Below are 23,237 nucleotides of genomic sequence, written 5' to 3'. Positions count from 1 at the left end.
CGCGCACCCCGCGGACAGCGGAGCGCGCACACGACGACGCCGCCCCGATCTTCCGGGCAGCCCCTCCATTCTCGCACCGACCGCGGACACCGCTTGCCGCCCGGGCCCGTCCGTGGACACCATGGATCATGACGCTCACCACAGACCTCAGCGGCCCCTGTTCGTGGGACATCAGAACGACCCGGGCGGAGCTGGCCGCGGGCCGGATCAGCCACGTGGAGCACCTCGACGCCCTGCTGGAGCGCCTGCCCACGGCGCAGCGGCTGGGCGCGGTGATCAGCGCGGACCCGGAGCTGGCCCGGGCCTTCGCCCACGCGCTGGACCGCCGGGAGACGCGGGGCCCGCTGACGGGGATCCCGCTGGCGGTCAAGGACATCGTGGACGTCGCGGGGTTCCCCACCACCGGCGGGACCCGGTCGCTCGAGCACGACGTGGTGGCGCGGGACGCCCCCGCGGTGGCCCGCCTGCGCGAGGCCGGGGCCCTTTTCGCCCTGAAGACCAACCTGCACGAGCTGTCCTTCGGCATCACCTCCAACAACGGCGCGTACGGGCCGGTGCGCCACCCCGCCGACCCGGCGCTCAGCCCCGGCGGCAGCAGCGGGGGCTCGGCGGTGGCCGTGGCGGTGGGCCTGGTCCCGGCCGCGGTCGCCGCGGACACCGGGGGCTCGGCCCGCATCCCCGCCGCCCTGTGCGGGATCGTGGGCTTCCGGCCCACACTGGGCCGCTACCCGTCGTCGGGCGTCCTCCCGATCGCCCACTCGCGGGACACGATCGGCCCCATGGCCCGGACCGTGGACGACATCGTGCTGCTGGACGCCCTGCTCGCAGGCGAGCACCCGCTGGGCGCACCCGGCGCGCGGCACCTGGAGTTCGACGACGAGGGCCCCGGCCCGCTCCACGGCGTCCGGCTCGGCGTGCCCGAGCTGTTCCTCGAGGACCTGGAGCCGGGCGTGGACACGGTCTTCGGCGCGGGCCTGCGAGCGCTGGAGGCGGCCGGCGCGGAGCTCGTGCCGGTCGACGTCCGCCCCGCCCGGGAGCTGGCCGCCACGGCCGGCATGACGATCGCCCTCCACGAGTTCCTGCCCGACCTCCAGGCCTATCTGGAGGCGCGCGGCACGGGGCGCTCCCTCGACGAGGTGCGGGACGGGATCGGCAGCCCGGACGTGCGGCGGATCTGGGAGCTGGCGCAGGTGTTCCGCGCCGCCGACGACGACTACCGCGCGGCCCAGGAGGACCGCCGGCTCGCCCTGCGGCTGTACACGGGGGCGATGCAGGCCCAGGGGGTGACGGCCCTGGTGCAGCCGACGTGCCCGCTGACGGCCCGGCCGATCGGCGACGACGAGACCGTCGAGCTCAACGGCCGGCGCGTGCCCACCTTCGACACCTTCACCCGCCACTCCGACCTCGCCGGCATCATCGGCACCCCGGGGATCAGCCTCCCCGCCGGGCGCACCGCGGAGGGCCTGCCGGTGGGCCTGGAGCTCGCGGCGGGACCGGGGGCGGACGCCGTGCTGCTGGACCTCGCCCGCACCGTGGAGGCGCTGCTGCGCGACCAGTGAGCCGCCGTGGTGCTTTTCGGGGACAACGCAACGATTCAGAGCGACAACCGTTGACGAATCCAACGGTCGCCCTCTACCGTGAGGTCACCGATGTGCGTGATGCATCTCACAGTGGCTTCGCCGGTGCCGGGCGCCGGCAGGACCGACCCGAGGAAGAGGACCCCCATGAAGCACCCGTTCGCCAGAGCAGCCGCCGTCGGAACCGTCCTGACGTTCGCCCTGACCGCCTGCGGCGGCGGGGGGACCACCGGCGGCGGAGGGGGCGGCGAGGAGCTGCAGCCGCTCACCATCGGCGTCATCCCCATCGCACCCTCCGCGCCCGTGCAGCTCGCCCTCGACGAGGGCATCTTCGAGAAGCACGGCCTGGACGTCACGATCGAGACCGCCCAGGGCGGCGCCGCCATGCTCCCGGCAGTCTCAGGCGGCTCCATGGACATCGGCGTGGGCAACCCGCTCTCGGTCATCCTCGCCAAGGACCAGGGCCTCGACATGAAGATCCTCAGCGGCTACAGCAGCTCCATGGCCGAGGGCGAGGACATCACCGGCGTGGCCGCCAACCAGGACGCCGGCATCGCGTCCTGGTCCGACCTGGCCGGCAAGCGGGTCGCGGTGAACACGATCAACGGCCAGGGCGACCTCACCATCAAGGAGGCCGTGAGCAAGGCCGGCGGCGATCCCGACGCCGTGAACTTCGTGGAGATGCCCTTCCAGGACATGCCGGCCCAGCTGGAGCGCGGGGAGATCGACGCCGCCTGGGTCCCGGAGCCCTTCCTGACCCAGCTGATCAACGGCGAGCAGACCGCCCTGGTCGGCTACAACTACCAGGACACCGTCCCGGGCCTGGACACCATGGTCACCTTCAGCAGCACGGCGTTCACCGAGGAGAACCCGGAGGTCCTCGAGGACTACAACGCCGCGATCGACGAGGCGCTCCAGTTCGCCCAGGAGAACCCCGACCGGGTGCGCGAGACCATCGTGAGCTTCCTCAACATGCCGGAGGAGGTCGCCACCGACCTGCGGCTGGAGGAGTTCGACGCGGAGGTGGACCGCGACGAGCTCGAGACGCTCGCCGAGCTGATGCTCAAGTACGACGTGATCGAGACCGAGGCGAACCTGGACGAGATCGTCCAGGCCGACTAGGACCGCGGCCGCGCCGGCGGGAACTCGTCGGCACGGTCGATGGCCTCCTCGGTCATCCGCCGGCCGAGCTCGATGAGCTCCCCGGCGCGGTGGAAGTCCAGCAGCCGCCCGGCGCTCTTCGGCACGGTGATGAGCAGGTCGGGCGGGTAGCCGGCCAGCCGGTAGCGCAGCACCATGGACTGCAGCACCTCGAGGGAGAGCTGCATGACGTCGAGCGTGCGCAGCCCCGCCGGCAGGGCGCCGAAGCCGTCCTGGGCGAGCTCCTCCGCGGTCTCCTCGGCGGCGTCCACGAGCGCGTCCCGGACGGCGTCCTGGACGAGGGCCTCGGCGGCGTCCACCGGGGCCGACCCGGCGGGACGCAGGAACCGGGACGGGGTGCTGCGGCCGCGCGTCTCCGCGAAGCGCTCCAGGACGCTGCGCGTCAGCTCGCGGTCCAGGACGTGGGAGGCGCTGCGCCGGAACCGCTCCGCCCACTCCTCGGACGGCCGCACAGCGGACGTCTCGTGGGCCGGGACTCTGCCCTCCCCGGACTGCTGCCCCCCGGACAGGGAGACCGCCACTGTCACGTCCGCGCGGGTGGCGACGGTCGCGGCGATGGGCACGGGGTTCATGATCCCCCCGTCGGCGAGCAGCCGGCCGTTGAGCATGACGGGGGTGATGATGCTCGGCAGGGCGATCGACGCGCGGACGGCCACGTCCACCGGGCCCTCCTGGAACCAGACCTCCTTGCGGGCGAGCAGGTCCGTGGCCACCGCCGTGAAGGGGATGGGCAGGTCCTCGATGAGCCGGCCGGCGAGCAGCTCGCGCACCTTCGCCATGATCTTCTCCGCGCGGATCACCCCGGGCGCCGAGGGGGACGGGTCCAGCAGCCGCAGCACGTCCCGCTGGCTCAGACCCAGCACCCACTGCGCGTACGCCTCCAGCTGCCCGGCGGCGTGGAGGCCGCCCACGAGCGCCCCCATCGAGCTCCCTGCCACGGTCACGATGTCGTAGCCGCGCTCCTCGAGCACCTCGATCACGCCGATGTGGGCGTAGCCGCGGGCACCGCCGCTGCCCAGCGCCAGGGCCACGCGCGTGCGTGGGGACATCCGCCGCTCCTCTCCCGCCGGGGACCGGCCACTGGACCGGCCGGGTGCCCCGAGCCTAGCCCGCCGGCCACGGAGGGCGACTCCCCGACCGGGTGCCGGACCAGCTCGGGAAGGACGGAAGACCCTATCAGCCGACGGGGTTTTCCACCCTGTGGACAACCGGTGGAAAACGCCGTGGACGGCTGTGCACAGGTTGGGGAGAACCCTGTGGAAAGTTATGCACAGGGTTCCACAAATCCCGGTCCGACCAGGAGTGATGGTGATGCACACCCTGTGCAGGGCGGACCCGGACAGCACCGGTGCCGTCCACAGCACCATGTTCTCCGACTCGTGTTCCGGCCCACGTCGGAGGCCGGTCCGTCAGGAGCACCGCACACCCCGGACCGCCCCGAGCACCACGTGGGCGCGGCGGACCGGCACGCCCTGTTCCTGGAGCCGGAGGAGGCCTCCGCCCGCCCTCAGGACACCGAGGCGAGCAGCGCCAGCCACAGCAGCGGGTGGCAGAGCACCGACAGCCCCAGCAGCACCAGGAACCGGACCCGGTCGGACGCGAACCCGATGGCCCCCGCGAGGGCCACCACCGCCGTCACGGTGGCCCCCACCGCCGCCGCGACGAAGCCGATCACGAAGAACGCCATGGAGGTCTCGGGCCCTGCGGAGTTCCCGCCCAGGAACGCCACGACAAAAGCCAGTACGGTGAAGAGCAGGCACCCCACGCCGAACCAGTACAGGGCGGACGGCGAGACACGGGAGATCAGGGACGGCATGCACCCATTGTCCCCCGGGGAACCCGACAGCACCGCCGCACCGGCCCGCGGGTGCCCGAACGCCCGGCCGACGCACCCGACCCCTCCAGGAGATCCCCGTGGACGACAACCAGCGCATGTGGGAGGACCGGTACGCCTCCGGGGGGTCCTCCCCCGACGGCGCCCAGCCGCACCCCGAGGTGGCCGCCCTCCTGGACCGGCCGGCCCGGGAGCGCGCGGGCGGCCCGCCGACCGCCCTCGACCTCGGCGCGGGCACCGGCCGCCACACCCTGGCCCTGGCGGCGGCCGGCTACGACCCCACCGCCGTGGACTTCTCCCCCAGTGCCGTGCGGACGATCACCGGGGCGCTGGCGGAGCGCGGCCTGCCGGGCCGCGCCCTGGTCGCCGACCTGCGGACCTGGACGCCCGAGCAGGAGCAGCGCTCCGGGCCCGATGCCGTGCCCCCGCAGTTCGACCTGATCGTCGCCGCGTACTTCCAGCACGACCTGGCACTGCTGCGCCGCGCCGCCGAGTGGCTCGTCCCCGGCGGCCGGCTGCTGTGGATCACCCACGCCCCCGGCAGCGTCGAGGGCCCGCCCCCGACCGTGCCCCGGCCGACCCTCCAGGAGACCGTCGCCGTGCTCGAGGGCAAGGGACTGGACCTGCTGCGCGCCGAGCAGGTGCGCACCACCGACACCGCGCTCGACGTCGTCGTCGAGGCCCTCCGGCCCCGCTGAACGATCCGGCCGGCCGATCCCGCTGAAGACGCCGGACATGCGGAAAGGGCCCCCGCGGCGCACCGCGGGGGCCCTTTCCGTGCTTGCACGGACCGGAGGAACCGGTCAGGCGGGGACGACCTCGAACTCGACGTTCGCGTTGACGTCCTCGTGCAGACGCACGGAGGCCTGGTACACACCGGTGGTCTTGATGTGCTGGTTGAGCTCGACCTTGCGCTTGTCCACGGAGCCGAGGCCGGCGGCCTCGACGGCCTTGGCCACGTCCTCGGCCTTGACGGTGCCGAAGAGGCGACCCTCGGAGCCGGCCTTGACCGGGATGGTCACGGTGGCCGAGGTCAGCTTCTGCGCCAGGACCTGGGCGTCCTCGAGCGAGGCGACCTCGCGCGCGGCGCGGGCGGCCTTGATGCTCTCGATCTGCTTCTGTCCGCCGCGCGACCACGGGGTCGCGAAGCCGCGCGGGAAGAGGTAGTTGCGGGCGTACCCGTTCTTGACCTCGACCACGTCACCGGCAGCGCCGAGACCCGTGACCTCGGTCGTCAGGATGATCTTTGCCATGAGTGTCTGTCCTCTCTGATCAGCGGCCGGCGCCGGAGTAGGGCAGCAGCGCGACCTCGCGGGCGTTCTTGATCGCCAGGGCGATCTTGCGCTGCTCCTGCACGGTCACACCGGTGACGCGGCGGGCGCGGATCTTGCCGCGATCGGAGATGAACTTGCGCAGCAGCGCAACGTCCTTGTAGTCGATCTCAGTGACTTTGGCAGCCTTGAGCGGGTTCTGCTTTGGTTTGGGCTTACGGAGTTCAGCCTTGGCCATCGTGGTGCTCCTTGTTCTTCGAGTGGAGCCCGCGGCTTGTCACCGCGGGATGGGGTGGATGGGAAAAGTGCGGAAGGTCTAGAACGGCGGTTCGTCGTCCTGGCCGCTGCCCCAGTCGTAGTTCCCGCCGGAGGACTGGCTCCAGGGGTCGCTCTGGGGTGCGGCCTGCGGAGCGGGCTGGCGTCCGCCGCCGGAGCGGCCGCCCTGGCCGAAGCCGGAGCCGCCGCCCTGCTGGCCGCCGCCACCGCCGCCGAACCCGGAGTCGCCCCCGAATCCGCCGCCGGCCGGGGCGCCGGCACCGAAGCCGCCGCCCTGCTGACCGCCGCCCTGCTGGCCGCCGAAGCCGCCGCCCTGCCCGCCGGAGCGGGCGTTGCGGTTGACCTTCGCGGAGGCGTAGCGCAGGGAAGGACCGACCTCGTCGACGTCGAGCTCGGTGACGGTGCGCCGCTCGCCTTCCTTGGTGTCGTAGGACCGCGACTTGAGCCGACCCTGGACGATGACGCGCATGCCCTTCTGCAGCGACTCCGCCACGTTCTCGGCCGCCTCGCGCCACACGGAGCAGCGGAGGAACAGGGTCTCCCCGTCCTTCCACTCGTTGGACTGGCGGTCGAAGGTGCGGGGCGTGGACGCAACGGTGAAGTTGGCCACCGCCGCACCCGACGGGGTGAAGCGCAGCTCGGGGTCAGCGGTCAGGTTGCCGATTACGGTGATGACGGTGTCACCAGCCATGTGGACCTCCCGGGTCGAGGATGTTCGCGGTCGTGCGGGACGTGCTGGGATCTCTCAAGCATCTCACCGGGGGCCCGGTCGGGGCGCCCTCGGTGATCAGTTGTGAAGTCCTTACTCGGCGGAGATCTTCTGCTCTTCCGGGCGGATGATCTTGGTGCGCATGATGGCCTCGTTGAGGTTCAGGACGCGGTCGAGCTCCTGGGTGGTCTGCGGGGTCGCGGTGAAGCGGACGACCGCGTAGATGCCCTCGGTCTTCTTCTGGATCTCGTAGGCGAGGCGACGACGGCCCCAGATGTCGACGTTGTCGACGGTCCCGTTGTCCTTGGTGACGACCTCGAGGAACTTCTTGAGAGTCGGCTCCACGGCACGATCCTCGACCTCGGGGTTGATGATCACCATCAGTTCGTACTCACGCATGTTCGAACCCACCTCCTTCGGGCTGAGCGGCTGCGGTCCTTCCGCAGCAGGAGGTTCTGTAGCGTCGTCCGCGCGCCGGCACCGCACGTCGGGCGGCGGGCACACAGACCTCACAACACTACTACACCCGCGGCTCCGCGCCCAACGGGGCGGGCGCGGTCACCGCGGTGGTCAGGGAACGGGGGCTCAGTACCGGTAGGCGCTGCGGGCGATCGAGGCGTTCACGAGGGCCGTGCGGAACGGCATGGTGAAGACGTCCACGAACATCAGCAGCATCCACGGGATCAGGAACAGGATCCCGACGCCGACCCCCGCGAGGGTCCAGCCCAGGCCGCCGAGGAACAGGTAGATCAGGCCCCAGATCGGCTGGCGCAGATAGAACTTGTGGATGCCCAGCCAGCCCAGGAAGAGCCACAGGACGTAGGCGAGGACCACGGACTTCCCGCCCACCACGTTGACCACGGGCGGCCCGGGGTACGGGGCGCCGCGCCCGCCCCCGCCGAAGGGCTGCCCGCCGAACGGCTGCCCGTGGGGCGCCCGGGAGTACCCGGCGCGGCCGGGGTCGTTGTTCAGCGGGACGGGGCGGTAGTACTCGGGCTCGGGAGCCACGCGGATCCTTTCGGGGCGGAGGGGTCTCGACGGGTGCCGTCCACGGTCAACGGCCCGACCAGTGCAACGGCCCGTCCGGGACGGCTATTCCGGTGCGGGCCGCCACGGGCGGCGAGCTGCACAGGGTGCCGCGGCGGCGGTGCCCCGCCCACCGGGAGCGACCCGAGGGGTCCGATTAGGATACGCTTTCGTTGCCAAATGATCGTCGCGCGGTCCCCGAGCGCCGCGCCCTCCGGAAGAGGCCCCGATGCGTCGTCGTTCCCTGTACGTCACCACCGGCATCCTGACCACGCTGACGACCCTGGTCACGGGGTGCGGCACGCTCGGTCTGGGTGAGCAGCCCGCCGACCTGCAGATCTACTCGGCACGCCACTACGACCTCGAGGGCGCCTTCGGCGATTTCACCGACGAGACCGGCATCAGCGTCGAGTTCATCACCGGTGACGACGCCGAGCTCCTCGAACGCCTCAAGGCCGAGGGGGACGACAGCCCCGCGGACGTGTTCATGACCGTGGACGCGGGCAATCTCTGGAACGCCGCCCGGCAGGACGAGCTGGCCGCACTGGACTCCGCGACCCTCGACGAGGCGGTCCCGGAGGACCTGCGCGATCCCCAGGGCAGGTGGTACGGCCTGGCGATGCGCGCGCGCACCGTGACCTACAACCCGGACAACGTCGACACCGCGGAGTTCGACCCCGAGGAGACCTACGCGGGACTGGCCGACCCGAAGTGGCAGGACCGGCTGTGCATGCGGGACGCCACCTCGGCCTACACCCAGTCCCTCGTGGCGAGTCTGATCGACCTGCACGGCCGGGAGCGGGCGCTCGAGATCGTCGAGGGCTGGGTCGACAACGGCGTGCAGATCATGAGCAACGACATCCTCCTGCTCGAGGCGATCGACGCCGGGACCTGCGACGTGGGCATCAACAACCACTACTACCTGGCGCGCACCCTCGAGGAGAACCCGGACCTGAAGGTCGACCTCTTCTGGGCCAGCCAGGAGGGTGCCGGGACGCACGTGAACATCTCCGGGGCCGGCGTGGTCGAGGGCTCCGACAACGCCGAGGACGCCCAGCGGCTGATCGAGTGGCTCGCGACCGACGGCCAGAATGCGTTCGTGGACGCGAACCACGAGTTCCCGGTCAACCCCTCCGTGGAGCCCGCGCCCAGCATCGCGGCCTTCGGCGAGTTCGAGCGGATGCCCCTGAACGCCGAGGCCTACGGGGACCTCAACGCCGAGGCCGTCGACCTGCTGGCCGAAGCCGGGTATCAGTGACCGAACCCGCCGTCCTCGCACCGACGAGGACATCGGCCCGCCGACCACGCCGGGCGCCCGGTTCAGGGCGCCCGGCGTGGTCGGCGCTCGTGGTCCTCGTCGCCGTGGTGGTGGCCACCCCGGTCCTGGCGTTGGTCGTGGACGGCCTGGGAAGCCTGGGCTCCGCCGCCCCGCCCCGCGACCTGGGCCGGATGGTGCTCACCACGCTCCTGCTGATGCTGGGCGTGGGCGCGGGCACCCTCGTGGTGGGCGGCGGGCTCGCCTGGCTCGTGACGGCCTTCCGCTTCCCCCTGCGGGACGTCCTGGTCTGGCTGCTGGTCCTGCCCCTGGCCATGCCGGCCTACATCCTCGGCTTCGTGTTCCTCTCCGTCTTCGACGTGGCCGGACCGGTGCAGGGGGCCCTGCGCTCCGTCCTGGGGCCGGACGTGTGGGTGCCTGAGGTCCGCTCGCTGCCCGCAGCCGTGCTCGTGATGTCTCTGACCCTCTACCCGTACGTCTACCTCCTGGCGCGCTCCGCACTGGTCGAGCAGACGACCGGGACCTACGACGCCGCACGGACCCTGGGTGCGGGCCGGGGGCGCGCGCTCCGGCGGGTCCTGGTCCCCCTGGCACGGCCCTCGCTCGCGGCCGGGCTGGCGCTCGTGATGATGGAGACGCTCACCGACTTCGCCACGGTGCAGTACTTCAACGTGCAGACGGTCTCCGTGGGGGTCTACCTGGTCTGGAAGGGCACCTTCGACTTCCACTCCGCCACCCAGCTCGCCGTGCTCGTGCTGCTGTTCGCCGTGGCCGTGCTGACCGGCGAGCGACTGCTCCGGGGAAAGGCCCGGTTCCACCAGCGGGGCGGCCGCGGCCAGGGCCTGCAGCCGCAGCGGCTCACCGGGTGGCGCGCGTGGGGCGCCACCCTGCTCGCCCTCGCCGCGCTCTCCGCCGGATTCCTCGTACCCGTGCTGCAGCTGCTGGTGTGGGCCGTCGGGGAGGCCGTCGGCAACCCCGCCTCCCTCTCGGACCCGCGCTTCGCGCAGTACCTCGGCAACAGCCTCGTGGTCGCCGGGATCGCCGCCGTGGCCTGCGTGGCGCTCTCGCTCGCCGTCGCCCACGGGGTGCGGATGGGCGGCGGCCGGGCGGTGGCCTTCGCGGCGCAGCTCACGACCTTCGGCTACGCCGTTCCCGGGGCCGTGGTGGGCATCGGCGTCCTCATCGCCTTCGCCGGGCTGGACACGGCGCTGGAACGGGCGGGCGTGCCCGGGGGCACGGGTCTGCTGGTGACGGGTTCGGTGCTCGGCATCCTCTACGCCTACGTGATCCGCTTCCTCGCCCCGGCCTACCAGGCCGTGGACGCGAGTCTCGCCAAGATCTCCCCCACCGTCACCTTCTCCGCGCAGAGCCTCGGCGCGTCCCCGCTCCGCGTCCTCACCCGCGTGCACCTGCCCATCGCCCGCCCGGGGGTCGCCACGGCCCTCGTCCTCGTGATGATCGACGCCGTGAAGGAGCTGCCCATCGTGCTGCTGCTGCGCCCGTTCGGCTTCACGACGGCCTCCGTGTGGGTCTACGAGCTGGCGCGCGAGAACTTCTGGGAGAAGGCCGCCCTGCCGGCGCTCGTGATCGTGGCGGCGGCGGTGGTGCCCGTGTTCTTCCTCGTCCGGCAGGCCCACCGGGCGGACCGCCACGGAAAGGTGTCCTCATGACCGTGCAGACCACGAGCCCTCGGACCGCGTCCGGCAGCGACGGCGCCGTGCCCGCCCTGGTCCTGGAGGCGCTGAGCAAGCACTACGGGTCCTCCGTGGGCGTCAGCGGACTGGAGCTGACGGTCCCGCCCGGCGAGCTGGTGACGCTCATCGGCCCCTCCGGCTGCGGCAAGTCCACCACGCTGCGCCTCGTGGCGGGCCTGGAACGGCCGGACGAGGGCACGATCCGGATCGCCGGGGACGTGGTGGCGGGCCGGCACCGCTTCCAGGAGCCCGAGCGGCGGAGGGTGGGTCTCGTCTTCCAGGACCACGCCCTGTTCCCGCACCTGACGGTCGCGAAGAACGTGGCCTTCGGCCTGGACCGGCTCCCGCGCGCCGGACGGCAGGCCCGTGTGGGCGAGGTCCTCGAGCTCGTGCGGCTGGGACACCTCGCCCACCGCTATCCCCACGAGCTCTCAGGCGGCGAGCAGCAGCGCGTGGCCCTGGCCCGGGCGCTGGCCCCCCGCCCCGCCGTCGTGCTCCTCGACGAGCCGTTCTCCAGCCTGGACGAGTCGCTGCGTGCGCAGGTGCGCCGGGACACCGTGGCCACGCTGCGCGAGACCGGGACCACCGCCGTGCTGGTCACCCACGACCAGACGGAGGCCCTCTCGGTCGGCCACCGCGTAGTGGTCATGCACGACGGGGTGATCGAGCAGTCCGACACCCCGGAGCAGGTCTTCGAGCAGCCCGCCACCCGGTTCGTGGCGTCCTTCATGGGGGACGCCGACTTCCTGCCCGCCCGCGTCCACCGTGCGCTGCTCACGTGCGAGATCGGCATCGTCTCCACCGTGCCGGGATGGGCCAACAGCGACGTCGACGTCGACGTCGTGCTGCGCCCCCACGAGGTGGCGCTGGAGCCGGACCCCGAGTCCCCGGCGCGGGTCAGTGCGGTCGAGTACCACGGCGCGTTCGTGCTGCACCACGTCCGGCTGGCCTCCGGCCGCACGCTGCGCTCCTGGCAGCCCCACAACGTGCGCCACCCCGTGGGGACCCCCGTCGCCGTGACGGTCACGCCCGGGACCACCCCCACGCTGCTCGTCGACGACCGGGCCGTCACCGCCCCGCCCCCGCGGTCCGCCGACGGGACGTCGAACCGGCGATCCCGCATGTCGGACGAATTAGGCAATACTTTCCTTCGCTAAAGATCTTCTCTACCGTAGTGCGGGTGAGCCTTCAACCTGACCTTGCCCGGGTCGCCTTCGCCGCCGATCTCGCCCGCCACGGGGACCGCCCCGCCGTCCTCACGGGCGAGCACGTCCTGAGCTACCGGGAACTGGCGGCCCGGGTCGAGGACCTGGCCGCACGTCTCGGCACGGAGCGCCGGCTGGCCGTGCTCGCCGCGTCCAACGACGTCGACTCCCTCGTGGCCTACCTCGCGGCCCTCACGGCCGGTCACCCGCTCCTGCTGGTCCCGGCGGACAAGCCGGCAGCCGTCGAGGCGCTGGTGACGGCCTACGACCCCGACGTCCTGCTGCGGAGCGCCGGGAACGGGACCCCGGTCGTCGAGGAACGGCGCCCGGGCACCCGGCACGAGCTGCACCCCGACCTCGCCCTGCTGCTGAGCACCTCCGGCTCGACGGGCTCCCCGAAGCTCGTGCGGCTCTCGCACGAGAACCTGGCGGCCAACGCCGAGGCGATCGCCGAGTACCTCGGCATCGGCCCCGACGACCGCGCCGCGACCACGCTGCCGATGTCCTACTGCTACGGGCTGTCGGTGCTCAACAGCCACCTCTGCCGTGGCGCCGCGGTGGTGCTGACGGACCACTCCGTGGTCGATCCCTGCTTCTGGGACCTCGTCCGCGCCCACCGGGCCACGTCCTTCGCGGCCGTGCCCTACACCTTCGAGCTGCTGGAGCGCGTCGGCTTCGCGGAGATGGACCTGCCGCACCTGCGCTGCGTCACGCAGGCGGGTGGACGGCTCGCCCCGGAGAAGGTCCGTCACTGGGCCGGAGCCGGCGAGCGGGCCGGCTGGGACCTGGTCGTGATGTACGGGGCCACGGAGGCCACCGCCCGGATGGCCTACCTGCCCCCCGGGCTGGCGGCCGAGCGGGCCGGGACGATCGGGGTGCCGATCCCGGGCGGGGAGTTCCGCATCGAGCCCGTGGACGGGCTGCCGGACGGCGAGCTCGTGTACAGCGGGCCCAACGTCATGCTCGGCTACGCGGAGCGCCCGGAGGACCTCGCCGCCGGGCGCACGGTCGAGGACCTGCGCACCGGGGACCTCGCCCGCCGCCACCCCGACGGGCTCTACGAGGTGGTGGGGCGGCGCAGCCGGTTCGTCAAGATCGTGGGCCTGCGCGTGGACCTCGGGCAGGTCGAACGGATCCTCGCCGAGCTCGGCGTGAGCGCGGCCGCCGCGGGCTCCGACGAGCGTGTGGTCGTGGCCGCCGAGGGCGAGCAGGACACGGCCCTGCTCGCCAAGGTCGTGGCCGGGAGCATCGGTCTGCCCCGCCCTGCCGTCGAGGTGCACCCCGTGGAGGAGCTGCCCCGGCTGGGCACGGGCAAGGTGGACTACCCGGCGGTCCTGGCGCTCGGCACACCGCCCCCCGTCGCCGAGGCGGTGCCGCGCCGGGCGGAGGGACCCGAGGACGTCCGGCGGATCTTCGCCGACGTGCTCGACCGCCCCGACGTCGGCGACGACGACACGTTCGTCTCCCTCGACGGGGACTCGCTGTCCTACGTGGCGGCCTCCGTCCGTCTCGAGCAGGCCCTGGGGCACCTCCCCACGGACTGGCACCTCACCTCCGTCCGCGACCTGGCGGCCCGGGCCGCCCCCCGGCGGCGACGGCTCGTGTCGTTCCTGGAGACCGGCATCGTGCTGCGGGCCGTGGCCATCGTGCTGATCGTGATGACGCATGTGGAGCTCTTCACGCTCCAGACCGCCCATGTGCTCTTCGCCGTGGCCGGCTACAACTTCGCCCGGTTCCAGCTCCACGGCGAACGGCTCCCGCGCCTGCGGCGCCAGCTGCGCAGCCTCGGACGGATCGTGCTGCCCTCCGCGGCGTTCATCGCCCTGGCGCACCTGCTCACCGACGACTACACCTGGGCCAACGTCTTCCTGCTCAACGGCATCGTGGGGCCGCAGCACCTGACGACGCAGTGGCACTTCTGGTTCGTGGAGATGCTCGTCTACGTGCTCGTGGCCGTCACGGCGTTCATGGCGCTGCCGTGGGCGGACCGCGCCGAACGGCGCTTCCCGCTGGCGTTCCCGCTCGCACTGCTCGCGATCGGGCTGCTCAGCCGGTACGACATCGTGGACCCGGGACTGCCGAAGCCCGCCCCGGTCTTCTGGCTCTTCGCGCTCGGCTGGGCCGCCGCCCGGACACGGACGGTCCTGGAACGGTCCCTCGTCACTCTCCTCACGCTCCTGACGGTGCCGGGGTACTTCGACAGCACCGTGCGGGAGGTCACGGTGATCACCGGTGTCCTCCTGCTGCTGTGGGTGACCGCGCTGCCCGTTCCGGCCGGCCTGCGGCGCGTCACGGGATGGCTGGCCGCGGCCTCCCTGTACGTCTACCTCACCCACTGGCTGGTCTATCCCGCCCTGCTGCCGGTCTCGCCCGTCCTGGCCGTGGTCGCCTCCCTCGTGGCAGGGGTGGCCTACTGGGTGCTGGCCGACCGGGTGCTGGGGGGTCTCCGGCGCGCGCCCGCGCGCACGGCGGCGCCCGTCGAGGCGACGCCCGCCGAGGCGGCGCCGCCCGCGACTACTCCAGGCCCACGCTGATCTCGGCGCTCTGGCCCGTGGAGCGCACGGCGGCGCGGACGGGGAACTCGATCCGCTCCGTGACGGTCTCCCCGTCCTCCTCGTAGCTCAGCCGCGCCTCCGCGGGCCGGTGCGCGTCCGCCGTCCAGCGCAGCGGGTCCGCCGGGTCCGGGACCAGGACCAGGGCGGGCCGGGAGACCAGCCGCCACCGGACGCCGGTGATCTCCGGGTCCGGCGTCCCGGTCGCCGCCGCGGACGGCTCGAGCGGCTCCTGCGGGGCCGCCCAGCGCCGGGACGAGGGGCAGTCCTCGGGGGACAGCTCGTCGGAGTCGGTGCAGCTCTCCAGCCATTCCTCGATCCGGTCGTCGACCTCCTGCCACATCCTCGGGGAGGGCTCGATCCGCAGCGCCACCGAGGCCGGTGCCGGATCCCGGAACGCCACGGTGTGCGGCTCCAGGGGCGGGTCCGCCGTGTAGTAGGAGTTCCCGGGCAGCCCGATCGCGTAGTTCCCGGGCAGGGCCTCGAAGCGCCAGGTGCCGCCGGGGCCCTCGGGGTCGGGCACCCGGTCGTCCGGGTCCGGGCGGACGGTCTCCCCGTTGACGGAGAGCTCGTCGAGGGGGGCGGGCAGGTGGATCGAGAAGGGGGCCGCGTCCGGGGAGTCGAGTTGCCACTGGTCGTTGAAGGGACCGCTGCGCCGCACCTGGTGCACCCCGTAGACGTGGACCTCCTCCCGGTCCCGGGCGCCGTCGGGTCCGTCCCACCACACGCGCGCCCGGATCTCGGCGCGGCTCCCGCGGCGGTCCACGCCCAGGATCTCGTAGCCGCCGATCCGCCCCGCGGCGTTGCGGTACACGCGGTTCGAGAAGATGTTCAGGGTGGGGTCCGCCACGACGGCCTCGGTGCGGGACAGCAGCTGCCGCGAGCGCCCGTTCTCGAGCCCGCCGAGCCACGTGGCCACCGGGTCCTGCGGCTCCCGGTCCACGAAGACCCAGTTGACCACGGAGCTGAACACGGTCACGAGGACTACCACGACCGTCAGCCAGTGCAGCAGGGTCCGCCGCAGGCCCCGGGCGTCGACCGCGGAGAGGGCCTCGCCGGCCTCCCGCTCCCGTGACACCGACACCGCAGCTCCCGTTCCCCAGGGGTCCGTCCGGCACTCGGCCCGGACGGTGCGGGCCGCGTCCCGGCCCACCAGCTCACATCGTAGGGCCGGCGTCGCCGCCGGGACGGAAGAACCGCTAGAGCGCGCGCCTCCGGGTGGCCAGGATCCCGGCCGCGACGAGCACCAGGCCCCAGGCGCCGTAGACGAGGCCGGACTCCACGTGGGTGAGCACCGGGTCGGCGGACTGGTACATCGTGGTCAGCTGGGTGCCGGCCGCCCCCGGGGAGTACGGCTTGACGTCCTCGAGCCACTCGAAGGACAGCGCGAACAGCACGATCTCCAGGACCATCACCAGCACCACGAGCACCACGATCCCCCACGTCGTGGACTTCAGCAGGGCCCCGAGCCCGAAGCCCAGCCACGCGGTGACCATGTAGAAGACGCCCACCGCCAGGACGTTGAGCAGGACGGGCTCCTGCCACACGTCGTAGCCGAGGTCCCCGCCCGCCAGGACCGGCTGGACGACGAGGTGGCACAGGAGCCCGCTGAGCACCCCGAAGAGGAACGCGACCACGGAGAGCACCACGGTCTTGGCGAGCATCACCGGGGTGCGCCGCGGCACCGCCGTCATGGTGGTGCGGATGGCGCCGGTGGCGTACTCGGAGCCGATGAACAGCACGGCCAGCGCTCCCAGGAGCAGCATGACGAGCTGCAGGCCGCTGTTGGCGCTGGTCATGGCCAGGTACTCGCTGAAGCCCATCCCGTCCGGCAGGGCAATGTCGGACTGCGCGGCGATCTGCTGGTCCGACTCGGCGGCGAACGCGTCCTGCTGCTGCTGGACCTCCTCCTCGGTGAGCCCGAGCTCCTCCGGGGACCGTCCGTCCAGCGACTCGTCGACCTGCTCCTGCGCGGCCTGCTCGTTGAAGCTCTGCAGCGACGTGGTGCTCCAGGCGCCCAGCGCTGCGAAGCCGAGGGAGAGGAGCAGGGCGACGCCGAGCAGGATCCAGTGCGAGCGCAGGGAGCGGAACTTGATCCACTCGGAGTGCAGGACCCGGCCGAAGCCCAGCCGCACCCGGGACGCGGGGTCGGACGGCCCGGTGCGCTCCGGGGTACCGGTCTGCGGGTGGAGGGCGGTCGAAGTGCTGGTGCTCATGCTCGGTCTCCGGTTCGTGCGTCGGCGCCCGCCCAGGGCGCCGGGTCGGTCGGTGCGGGAGCGCCGCCGGAGCGGTACTCGACCTCGTTCTGGGTCATGGCCATGTACACGTCCTCGAGGGTTTCCGTGAGGGGGGTGAGCTCGTGGACCAGCACCCCGTGGGAGAGGGCGGCCTCGGCGATGCGCCGCGGCTCCTGCCCCGTGACCAGGAGTCCGTCGTCGTCGAACTCCGTGATGCCGGCGTCCGTGCCCTGCAGGGCGCGGCGCATCGCCTCCCGGTCGGTGGCGCGCAGCCGGGTGCGCGTGCGGCCCCCGGCGAGGATCTGCTGGATCGGCGCGTCCGCGAGGATCCGGCCCCGGCCGATCACCACGAGGTGGTCGGCGGTCTGCGCCATCTCGGACATGAGGTGGGAGGACAGGAAGACCGTGCGGCCCTCCGAGGCGAGGAACTTGGCGAGGTGGCGCACCCACACTACGCCCTCGGGGTCCAGTCCGTTGACGGGCTCGTCGAGGATCACGGTGTGCGGGTCGCCGATCAGCGCCGCGGCGATCCCGAGGCGCTGGCCCATGCCGAGGGAGAAGCCTCCCACCCGCTTGTCGGCCGCGGCCCCGAGCCCGGTGAGGTCCACGACCTCCTGGACGCGGGACTTCGCGATGCCGTGGGTCGCGGCGAGCGCCGAGAGGTGTGCGCGCGCGGTGCGCCGGGGGTGGACCGCCTTCGCGTCCAGCAGCACCCCGACCTCCGCGAGCGGCGCCCGGTGCTGGGCGTACGGCCTGCCGTTGACGCGGGTGTGGCCCCGGGTCGCGGACTCCAGCCCGACGACGAGGCGCATCGTGGTCGACTTGCCGGCCCCGTTGGGCCCCAGGAACCCGGTCACCTTGCCGGGGCGGACGGTGAAGCTGACGTCGTCCACCGCCGTCTTGCCGCCGTAGGTCTTCGTCAGGTTCTCGATCTCGATCACCGGCGCTCCTCCCGAGCACTCGTCTGTTCTTCTCCGCCACCAACCTACGGGAGAGCCGGCGCGGGACGGCACCGCCGTCAGGATGAACCCGTGCGGGCGTGGCGGCCGCCGGCCTCCCCCTCACGGCGGAGCCGGGACGCTCAACCGGCCTCGGAGAGCCCGATCCGCCGCGCCTGACCGCCCCGCAGGACGTCGACCGCGACCGCGACCACCAGGAGGACGAGGAGCAGCACGCGCACCGCCGCGAGCAGGTCCTGCGCGTCCCAGCCGATCAGGCCGAGCCCGGGCAGCACCGGCCAGGTCGGCTCGGGCAGGACCAGGGTGGTCCACCACAGGACCTCGACGAGCTGCCAGGCGGCGAACTCGAGCCAGTTGCGCCGGCTGAGCACCACGAGGGGCGCCAGCCAGAGCACGTGGACGAGGGAATAGGCGGGGCCGGAGAGCACGAGCACGGCCAGCAGGAGGAACGCGATCTGGACAACGCTGGGCTCCTGCCGGGTGAGCAGGGTCAGCACGAGCACCGCCACGAGACCCAGCACGAGGGCCAGGAGCACCCACTGCCCCGCCCCCGCCGGGTCCGGGGCCGCACCCGTGCGCGCCTGCTCCACCCGGGCCCAGACGCCCCAGGAGGAGGAGCCCTCCACGGGCCCGTCCCAGGGCAGGCGGAGCTGCCGGAGCCACCGGTCCGGGGCGGAGAGCAGGAACGGCCCGTTGACCAGCGCCCAGGTGAGCAGCGTCCCGGCCAGGACCACCGCGAAGTCCCGGAACTGCCGGTACCGCACGGCCAGGAGCAGCACGGCCAGGAGGACCACCAGGGGGAACAGCGCCACGGACGCCGCGAGACCCAGCAGGATCCCCGCCGGCACGGGGCTTCCCCGGACGTGGAAGAGCAGCGCCAGCATCATCAGCAGCACGGCCCACAGGTCCCACGTGCCGAAGCCCACCAGGACCGCCACCGGTGCGAGCGCCAGCACGAACGCGTCCGCGCCGCGCCTGCCGGAGAGCGCGGAGACCGCGGCCACCGTGCCGATCCACACCAGGGCCAGCAGCAGCACGGAGAGGTCGGCGAACACGCCCCGGTCCACGTCCGTCCCGAACAGCGCGGAGAGGCGGGCCGCGAACCAGCCGACCACCGTGGTGATCATCCCGACCAGGGCGGGCTGGTCCCCCGCGGGCCCGCCCGTGAAGAACCCGCCCGCCCCGGACGCCTCGCCGGGCGCGATCTCGGTGGCGCACAGCGCGGGCAGGCTCTCCGCGGCGCCCCAGCCGGGCACCCGGCAGGGCAGCCGCAGCAGCCAGGCCGTCATGACCGCGTAGAGGCTCAGGCCGACGAGCAGCGCCCGGTGGCCGCCCCGGGACCCGCCCAGGGGGCTCACGGCCCCTCCCGCCGTCCGCGCAGCACGCCCGCCCCGATCCCGGCCCGAAGGACCGCGGTGAGGTCGGAAGATATGCCTTCACCGATATATGCACTCCGGGGGCAGCAGAGGGCGTTCCCGGCGGCGCCGGACCGGGGGCTCACAGGGTGTCCGCGGCCCAGGCCCGCAGCCGCCGCTCGGCCTCCTCCGGCCCCAGCTCCCCCTCGTCCAGGCGCAGGTCCAGCAGGAACTTGTAGGCCCGGCCCACCGCCGGCCCCGGCGGGATGCCGAGCACCGCCATGATCCGCTCGCCGTCCAGCTCCGGCCGCACGGCGTCGAGCTCCTCGCGCGCGGAGAGCTCCTCGATCCGCGCCTCGAGGTCGTCGTAGGCGGCGGCGAGCCGTGCCACCTTCCGCCGGTTCCGGGAGGTCACGTCCGCCCGCGTGAGCCGGTGCAGCCGCTCCAGGCACTCCCCGGCGTCCCGGACGTAGCGGCGCACGGCGGAGTCGGTCCACTCGGCGTCCCCGTAGCCGTAGAAGCGCATGTGCAGCTCGACCAGCCGGCCCACCGTCCTGATCGTGTCGTTGTCGAAGCGCAGGGCCCGCATCCGCTTGGCCGTGAGCTTCGCGCCCACCACCTCGTGGTGGCGGAAGCTCACGGCACCGGACTCCTCGAAGCGCCGGGTCGCGGGCTTGCCGACGTCGTGCATGAGCGCGGCGAAGCGCAGCGCGAAGTCGGGCCCGGGCACGGGGCCGTCCGGACCGGACTCCAGGGCCGCGGCCTGCTCCATGACGGTCAGGGAGTGCTGGTAGACGTCCTTGTGCCGGTGGTGCTCGTCCGTCTCGAGCTGGAGCGCGGGCACCTCGGGCAGCACGACCTCGGCGAGCCCCGTGCTCACCAGGAGGTCGATGCCGCGGCGGGGCCGGCGCCCGCAGACCAGCTTGACGAGCTCCTCGCGCACGCGCTCGGCCGAGACGATCGCGATGCGCTCCGCCATGCCGGCCATGGCCGCGCGCACCTCGGGCGCCACCTCGACGTCGAGCTGGGACGCGAAGCGGGCGGCGCGCATCATGCGCAGGGGATCGTCCGAGAAGGAGTCCTCCGGGGCGCCCGGGGTGCGCAGCGCCCGGGCGTGCAGGTCCTTGATCCCGCCGTGCGGGTCCACGAGCTCCAGGCCGGGCAGCCGCAGCGCCATGGCGTTGATGGTGAAGTCGCGGCGGAACAGGTCGTCCTCGAGGGAGTCGCCGAAGGCCACCTGCGGCTTGCGGGAGTCCGCGTCGTAGGCCTCGGCCCGGTAGGTGGTCACCTCCAGCTGGACGTCGCCGCGGCGCATCCCGATGGTCCCGAAGGCGCGGCCGATCTCCCACACCGCGTCCGCCCACCCCGTGACCACGGCGAGCGTCTCCTCGGGAGTCGCGTCGGTGGTGAAGTCCAGGTCCAGGGAGGGCCGGCCGAGGAAGAGGTCCCGCACGGGCCCGCCCACGAGGGAGAGCTCGTGGCCGGCGGCGGAGAACCGCCGCCCCAGGTCGAGGGCGGCGGGGTGGATCGCGTGGGCGTCGGGGAGCTGCGTCATGGTGCCGCCCATTGTTCCAGACCCCGGGGCGCGGACCCGGCCGCCGCGGCCCCGCCGGAACCGACCGCCGGAGCCCCTCCCCCGCTCCGGCGGGAGCCCGGGCGATTGTGGCAAGGTAGGAGACATGGCTTTCCCCGTACCCAGCGCACCGAAGAAGCGGCCGACCGCGCCGGCCGCTGCGCTGCCCACGGTCGAGGAAGTCTCCGCCGGCGGGATCGTCGTCGACCTCGGCGCGCCCTCCCACCCGGTGGCCATCATCGCCCGGATCAACCGCGGCGGGCGCCTCGAGTGGTGCCTGCCCAAGGGCCACCCCGAGGGCGAGGAGTCCAACGAGGAAGCCGCGATCCGCGAGATCGAGGAGGAGACCGGCATCGCCGGTGAGGTGCTGAGCCCGCTGGGCAGCATCGACTACTGGTTCACGGTCTCCGGGCACCGCGTGCACAAGACGGTGCACCACTTCCTGCTGCGCGCCACGGGCGGTCACCTCACCACGGACAACGACCCCGACCACGAGGCCGTGGACGTCGCCTGGGTGAACATCGACGACCTCGGCCGGAAGCTGTCCTTCCCCAACGAACGGCGCATCGCCGACATCGCCCGTGAATACATCATCCACCAGCTCTGAGACCGCGGAGCCCTCCGGGCCGGCCGGGAAGGGCACCCCGGCGGCCCCGGCCCGCCGCTCGGGCGCGGCCTCCAGCGCCATCATGGCCTCGGGCACGCTCGTCTCCCGCGCGCTGGGGTTCGTCAAGACGGTCCTCATCACGGTGGCGATCGGCTCCATCACGACCGTCTCCGACGTCTTCGAGCTCGCGAACACGCTGCCGAACCTGATCTACGTCCTCGTGGCGGGCGGCATCTTCAACGCCGTCCTGGTGCCGCAGATCATCAAGGCCTCCAGGACCGCCGACGACGGCGGGGCCGACTACATCGCCCGCCTGCTCACCCTCGCCGTGCTCGCCCTGCTGGGGGTGACGGCGGTCGTGGTGCTGCTGGCGGGACCCATCATCCGGACCATGGGCACCGACTGGACCGAGGAGCAGCTCTCGCTCGGGCTGACGTTCGCGCTGTTCACGTTCCCGCAGATCTTCTTCTACGGCCTCTACACCGTGGTGGGGCAGGTCCTGAACGCCCGCGGCGCCTTCGGCTGGTACATGTGGGCGCCGGTGGTCAACAACGTGGTGGCCATCGCCGCGCTGCTCGTGTTCGTCCAGCAGTTCGGGGCGTACGCCGAGACGGTGCACACCCTCGAGAACTGGTCCCCGGCCAAGACCTTCTGGCTGGCGGCCATGGCCACGGTGGGCGTCGCGGCCCAGGCCCTCGTGCTGTTCTGGCCGCTGCGCCGGCTCGGGCTGGGGCTGCGCCCGAAGTTCGGCTGGCGCGGCATCGGCCTCTCCACCGCGGCGCGGCTCGCGGGCTGGACCCTCGCCACCGGGGTCCTCGCCAACCTGGCGTTCCTGACCCTGACCAAGGTCGCGGCGATCCCCACCGGCTACCGCCCGGAGTACCTCGCGATGGACCCGCCGCAGCAGATCGCGGGCGTGGCGGCCCTCAACCAGGCCTCGATGCTGTACTCCCTCCCGCACGGGGTGATCGGGCTGTCCATCGCCACGGTGCTGTTCAACCGGATGGCCGCCGCCTCGACGGACGGGGACCGGGCCGGGATGGTCGCGTCCCTGTCCTCGAGCCTGCGCATCACCGGGGTGGCGACGGTCTTCGCCACCGTCGCCCTGGTGGTCTTCGCCGGCCCCCTCGGCATGCTCTTCAGCGGCGGCGTCCCCTCCGCGGGGGCCGTGGTCGGCCAGGTGATCACGGTGATCGCGATCGGCGCGCCCTTCATGTCGGTGTCCTTCATGCTCGGCCGGGCGTTCTACGCGCAGGAGGACGCCCGCACCCCGTTCCTCGTGCAGGTCGGCGTCGCCCTCTTCACCGTGGTCTCGGCGCTGCTGATCTGGTCGTTCGTCCCGCCGGACCTCATCGTCTTCGCGGTCGCCGCGTGCTACGCGGCCCAGAACGTCCTGAGCGCGCTGATCTACCACGTGGTCCTGGTCCGCCGGATCGGGGACTACGACGTGGCCCGGATCGTGGACTCCCACGCCCGGATCCTCGTGGCGTCCCTGCTCGCCGGCGCGGTGGGCGCCGTGGCCCTGTTCCTGCTCGGCGGATACGACCCCGCCGGCTTCCCCTGGACCAACCAGCTGACGGCGATCGCGACCGTCGCCGCGGGCGGGACCGTCATGGGGATCGCCTACCTGGGCGCCCTCAAGCTCTGCCGCGTCCGGGAGCTCGACAGCCTCGTGCGCCCGCTCCTCGCGCGCCTCGGCCGCTGACCGCCCCGACCGCCCCGACCGGGCGGACCGGGCGGACCGGGCGGACCGACCGGGCGCCCGGAGCGAGCGCCCGGACCGGCCGTGTGACGAGGCTCTCGGCCGCGGGAGGCCGGGACCGGTAAAGTGCTGAGTGGTCGGTGACGTGGGTCAGGAACACCCCTTCTGCCCCGCCGGCCACCCCCGCCCGCGAATTCCGGCCCCCGCCGCGGATTCCCGACCC

Annotated in this window: 21 protein-coding genes; 9 read left to right on the top strand and 12 right to left on the bottom strand. The window is 72.9% G+C overall.

Annotation, left to right across the window (positions count from 1 at the left end):
* Positions 1–128: 128 nt before the first annotated feature.
* Positions 129–1,559: an amidase family protein gene (locus CK505_RS02235; RefSeq protein ID WP_095650060.1), complete on the top strand. Its 1,431-nt coding sequence runs from the start codon at positions 129–131 to the stop codon at positions 1,557–1,559.
* Positions 1,560–1,724: 165 nt separating this feature from the next.
* Entirely contained in the window at positions 1,725–2,699 is a 975-nt protein-coding gene (locus tag CK505_RS02230; RefSeq protein WP_095650059.1) for an ABC transporter substrate-binding protein, read from the top strand.
* Here the strand turns inward: CK505_RS02230 and CK505_RS19000 are convergent.
* Positions 2,696–3,787 carry a patatin-like phospholipase family protein gene (locus CK505_RS19000; protein WP_095650058.1) on the bottom strand — a complete coding sequence of 364 codons (1,092 nt, stop codon included), beginning with the start codon at positions 3,785–3,787 and terminating at the stop codon, positions 2,696–2,698. The two genes, CK505_RS02230 and CK505_RS19000, sit on opposite strands and share 4 nt — an antisense overlap.
* Positions 3,788–4,245: 458 nt before the next feature.
* Positions 4,246–4,554 (bottom strand): hypothetical protein, encoded by a 309-nt coding sequence (locus tag CK505_RS02220; RefSeq protein ID WP_017835045.1) that lies wholly within the window; start codon positions 4,552–4,554, stop codon positions 4,246–4,248.
* Positions 4,555–4,652: 98 nt separating this feature from the next.
* Here CK505_RS02220 and CK505_RS02215 point away from each other — a divergent pair, with 98 nt between their 5' ends.
* On the top strand, positions 4,653–5,270 hold the full coding sequence (locus CK505_RS02215; protein ID WP_095650057.1) for a bifunctional 2-polyprenyl-6-hydroxyphenol methylase/3-demethylubiquinol 3-O-methyltransferase UbiG: 618 nt from the start codon (positions 4,653–4,655) through the stop codon (positions 5,268–5,270).
* A gap of 105 nt (positions 5,271–5,375) precedes the next feature.
* On the opposite strand, the gene rplI is transcribed toward CK505_RS02215, so the two are convergent.
* The 5 genes from rplI to CK505_RS02190 form a co-directional block, all read right to left on the bottom strand.
* Positions 5,376–5,825: a 50S ribosomal protein L9 gene (gene rplI / locus CK505_RS02210; protein WP_095650056.1), complete on the bottom strand. Its 450-nt coding sequence runs from the start codon at positions 5,823–5,825 to the stop codon at positions 5,376–5,378.
* 19 nt (positions 5,826–5,844) lie between these two features.
* Positions 5,845–6,081, bottom strand: coding sequence for a 30S ribosomal protein S18 (gene rpsR, locus CK505_RS02205; RefSeq protein WP_017835048.1), 237 nt, complete (start codon positions 6,079–6,081; stop codon positions 5,845–5,847).
* A 78-nt stretch (positions 6,082–6,159) separates the two neighbouring features.
* Positions 6,160–6,810: a single-stranded DNA-binding protein gene (locus CK505_RS02200; protein ID WP_017835049.1), complete on the bottom strand. Its 651-nt coding sequence runs from the start codon at positions 6,808–6,810 to the stop codon at positions 6,160–6,162.
* Between the two features lie 111 nt (positions 6,811–6,921).
* Complete coding sequence (gene rpsF, locus CK505_RS02195) at positions 6,922–7,227, bottom strand: 30S ribosomal protein S6 (protein WP_035924389.1); 306 nt, start codon at positions 7,225–7,227, stop codon at positions 6,922–6,924.
* Positions 7,228–7,413: 186 nt separating this feature from the next.
* Positions 7,414–7,836, bottom strand: coding sequence for a TM2 domain-containing protein (locus CK505_RS02190; protein ID WP_035924387.1), 423 nt, complete (start codon positions 7,834–7,836; stop codon positions 7,414–7,416).
* A gap of 247 nt (positions 7,837–8,083) precedes the next feature.
* Between CK505_RS02190 and CK505_RS02185 the strand changes: the two genes are divergently transcribed.
* The 4 genes from CK505_RS02185 to CK505_RS02170 all read left to right on the top strand — a co-directional run bounded on the left by CK505_RS02185 (position 8,084) and on the right by CK505_RS02170 (position 14,563).
* A complete protein-coding gene (locus CK505_RS02185; RefSeq protein ID WP_095650054.1) occupies positions 8,084–9,112 on the top strand; it encodes an extracellular solute-binding protein in 1,029 nt (342 codons plus the stop codon).
* 89 nt (positions 9,113–9,201) lie between these two features.
* Complete coding sequence (locus tag CK505_RS02180; protein ID WP_095650053.1) at positions 9,202–10,800, top strand: iron ABC transporter permease; 1,599 nt, start codon at positions 9,202–9,204, stop codon at positions 10,798–10,800.
* Positions 10,797–11,981, top strand: coding sequence for an ABC transporter ATP-binding protein (locus CK505_RS02175; RefSeq protein ID WP_095650052.1), 1,185 nt, complete (start codon positions 10,797–10,799; stop codon positions 11,979–11,981). Before CK505_RS02180 ends, CK505_RS02175 begins: the two co-directional genes overlap by 4 nt.
* Positions 11,982–12,004: 23 nt before the next feature.
* Positions 12,005–14,563 carry an AMP-binding protein gene (locus CK505_RS02170; RefSeq protein WP_095650150.1) on the top strand — a complete coding sequence of 853 codons (2,559 nt, stop codon included), beginning with the start codon at positions 12,005–12,007 and terminating at the stop codon, positions 14,561–14,563.
* Here CK505_RS02170 and CK505_RS02165 read toward each other — a convergent pair.
* The 5 genes from CK505_RS02165 to CK505_RS02145 form a co-directional block, all read right to left on the bottom strand.
* Positions 14,544–15,665, bottom strand: a complete 1,122-nt coding sequence (locus tag CK505_RS02165; protein WP_035924381.1) for a hypothetical protein — start codon at positions 15,663–15,665, stop codon at positions 14,544–14,546. The genes CK505_RS02170 and CK505_RS02165 overlap by 20 nt on opposite strands.
* Positions 15,666–15,780: 115 nt before the next feature.
* The gene (locus tag CK505_RS02160; protein WP_095650051.1) at positions 15,781–16,797 is read right to left on the bottom strand and encodes an ABC transporter permease subunit; all 1,017 of its coding nucleotides are present in this window, start codon (positions 16,795–16,797) and stop codon (positions 15,781–15,783) included.
* Positions 16,794–17,759 carry an ABC transporter ATP-binding protein gene (locus CK505_RS02155; RefSeq protein ID WP_095650050.1) on the bottom strand — a complete coding sequence of 322 codons (966 nt, stop codon included), beginning with the start codon at positions 17,757–17,759 and terminating at the stop codon, positions 16,794–16,796. Before CK505_RS02155 ends, CK505_RS02160 begins: the two co-directional genes overlap by 4 nt.
* Before the next feature lie 140 nt (positions 17,760–17,899).
* Complete coding sequence (locus CK505_RS02150) at positions 17,900–19,135, bottom strand: glycosyltransferase 87 family protein (RefSeq protein WP_017835058.1); 1,236 nt, start codon at positions 19,133–19,135, stop codon at positions 17,900–17,902.
* A 139-nt stretch (positions 19,136–19,274) separates the two neighbouring features.
* Entirely contained in the window at positions 19,275–20,687 is a 1,413-nt protein-coding gene (locus tag CK505_RS02145; RefSeq protein WP_095650149.1) for a CCA tRNA nucleotidyltransferase, read from the bottom strand.
* Positions 20,688–20,811: 124 nt separating this feature from the next.
* Here CK505_RS02145 and CK505_RS02140 point away from each other — a divergent pair, with 124 nt between their 5' ends.
* Both CK505_RS02140 and murJ read left to right on the top strand, forming a co-directional pair.
* Complete coding sequence (locus tag CK505_RS02140; protein WP_017835060.1) at positions 20,812–21,312, top strand: NUDIX domain-containing protein; 501 nt, start codon at positions 20,812–20,814, stop codon at positions 21,310–21,312.
* Positions 21,287–23,017: a murein biosynthesis integral membrane protein MurJ gene (gene murJ / locus CK505_RS02135; protein ID WP_306413709.1), complete on the top strand. Its 1,731-nt coding sequence runs from the start codon at positions 21,287–21,289 to the stop codon at positions 23,015–23,017. The genes CK505_RS02140 and murJ overlap by 26 nt, the downstream gene beginning before the upstream one ends.
* The last annotated feature ends 220 nt before the right edge of the window (positions 23,018–23,237 follow it).

Origin of the sequence: Kocuria sp. WN036 (assembly GCF_002287015.1) — a bacterium.
Taxonomy (GTDB): Bacteria; Actinomycetota; Actinomycetes; order Actinomycetales; family Micrococcaceae; genus Kocuria; species Kocuria rosea.
The sequence above is the reverse complement of the archived record's forward strand: the minus strand, read 5'-3'. Positions and strand labels throughout refer to the sequence as shown.

What these genes read in the sequence shown, in the direction of transcription:
- CK505_RS02235 (WP_095650060.1), top strand. Translation starts at nt 129, where the DNA reads ATGACGCTCACCACAGACCTCAGCGGCCCCTGTTCGTGGGACATCAGA.
- CK505_RS02230 (WP_095650059.1), top strand. Translation starts at nt 1,725, where the DNA reads ATGAAGCACCCGTTCGCCAGAGCAGCCGCCGTCGGAACCGTCCTGACG.
- CK505_RS19000 (WP_095650058.1), bottom strand. Translation starts at nt 3,787, where the DNA reads ATGTCCCCACGCACGCGCGTGGCCCTGGCGCTGGGCAGCGGCGGTGCC.
- CK505_RS02220 (WP_017835045.1), bottom strand. Translation starts at nt 4,554, where the DNA reads ATGCCGTCCCTGATCTCCCGTGTCTCGCCGTCCGCCCTGTACTGGTTC.
- rplI (WP_095650056.1), bottom strand. Translation starts at nt 5,825, where the DNA reads ATGGCAAAGATCATCCTGACGACCGAGGTCACGGGTCTCGGCGCTGCC.
- rpsR (WP_017835048.1), bottom strand. Translation starts at nt 6,081, where the DNA reads ATGGCCAAGGCTGAACTCCGTAAGCCCAAACCAAAGCAGAACCCGCTC.
- CK505_RS02200 (WP_017835049.1), bottom strand. Translation starts at nt 6,810, where the DNA reads ATGGCTGGTGACACCGTCATCACCGTAATCGGCAACCTGACCGCTGAC.
- rpsF (WP_035924389.1), bottom strand. Translation starts at nt 7,227, where the DNA reads ATGCGTGAGTACGAACTGATGGTGATCATCAACCCCGAGGTCGAGGAT.
- CK505_RS02185 (WP_095650054.1), top strand. Translation starts at nt 8,084, where the DNA reads ATGCGTCGTCGTTCCCTGTACGTCACCACCGGCATCCTGACCACGCTG.
- CK505_RS02175 (WP_095650052.1), top strand. Translation starts at nt 10,797, where the DNA reads ATGACCGTGCAGACCACGAGCCCTCGGACCGCGTCCGGCAGCGACGGC.
- CK505_RS02160 (WP_095650051.1), bottom strand. Translation starts at nt 16,797, where the DNA reads ATGAGCACCAGCACTTCGACCGCCCTCCACCCGCAGACCGGTACCCCG.
- CK505_RS02145 (WP_095650149.1), bottom strand. Translation starts at nt 20,687, where the DNA reads ATGACGCAGCTCCCCGACGCCCACGCGATCCACCCCGCCGCCCTCGAC.
- CK505_RS02140 (WP_017835060.1), top strand. Translation starts at nt 20,812, where the DNA reads ATGGCTTTCCCCGTACCCAGCGCACCGAAGAAGCGGCCGACCGCGCCG.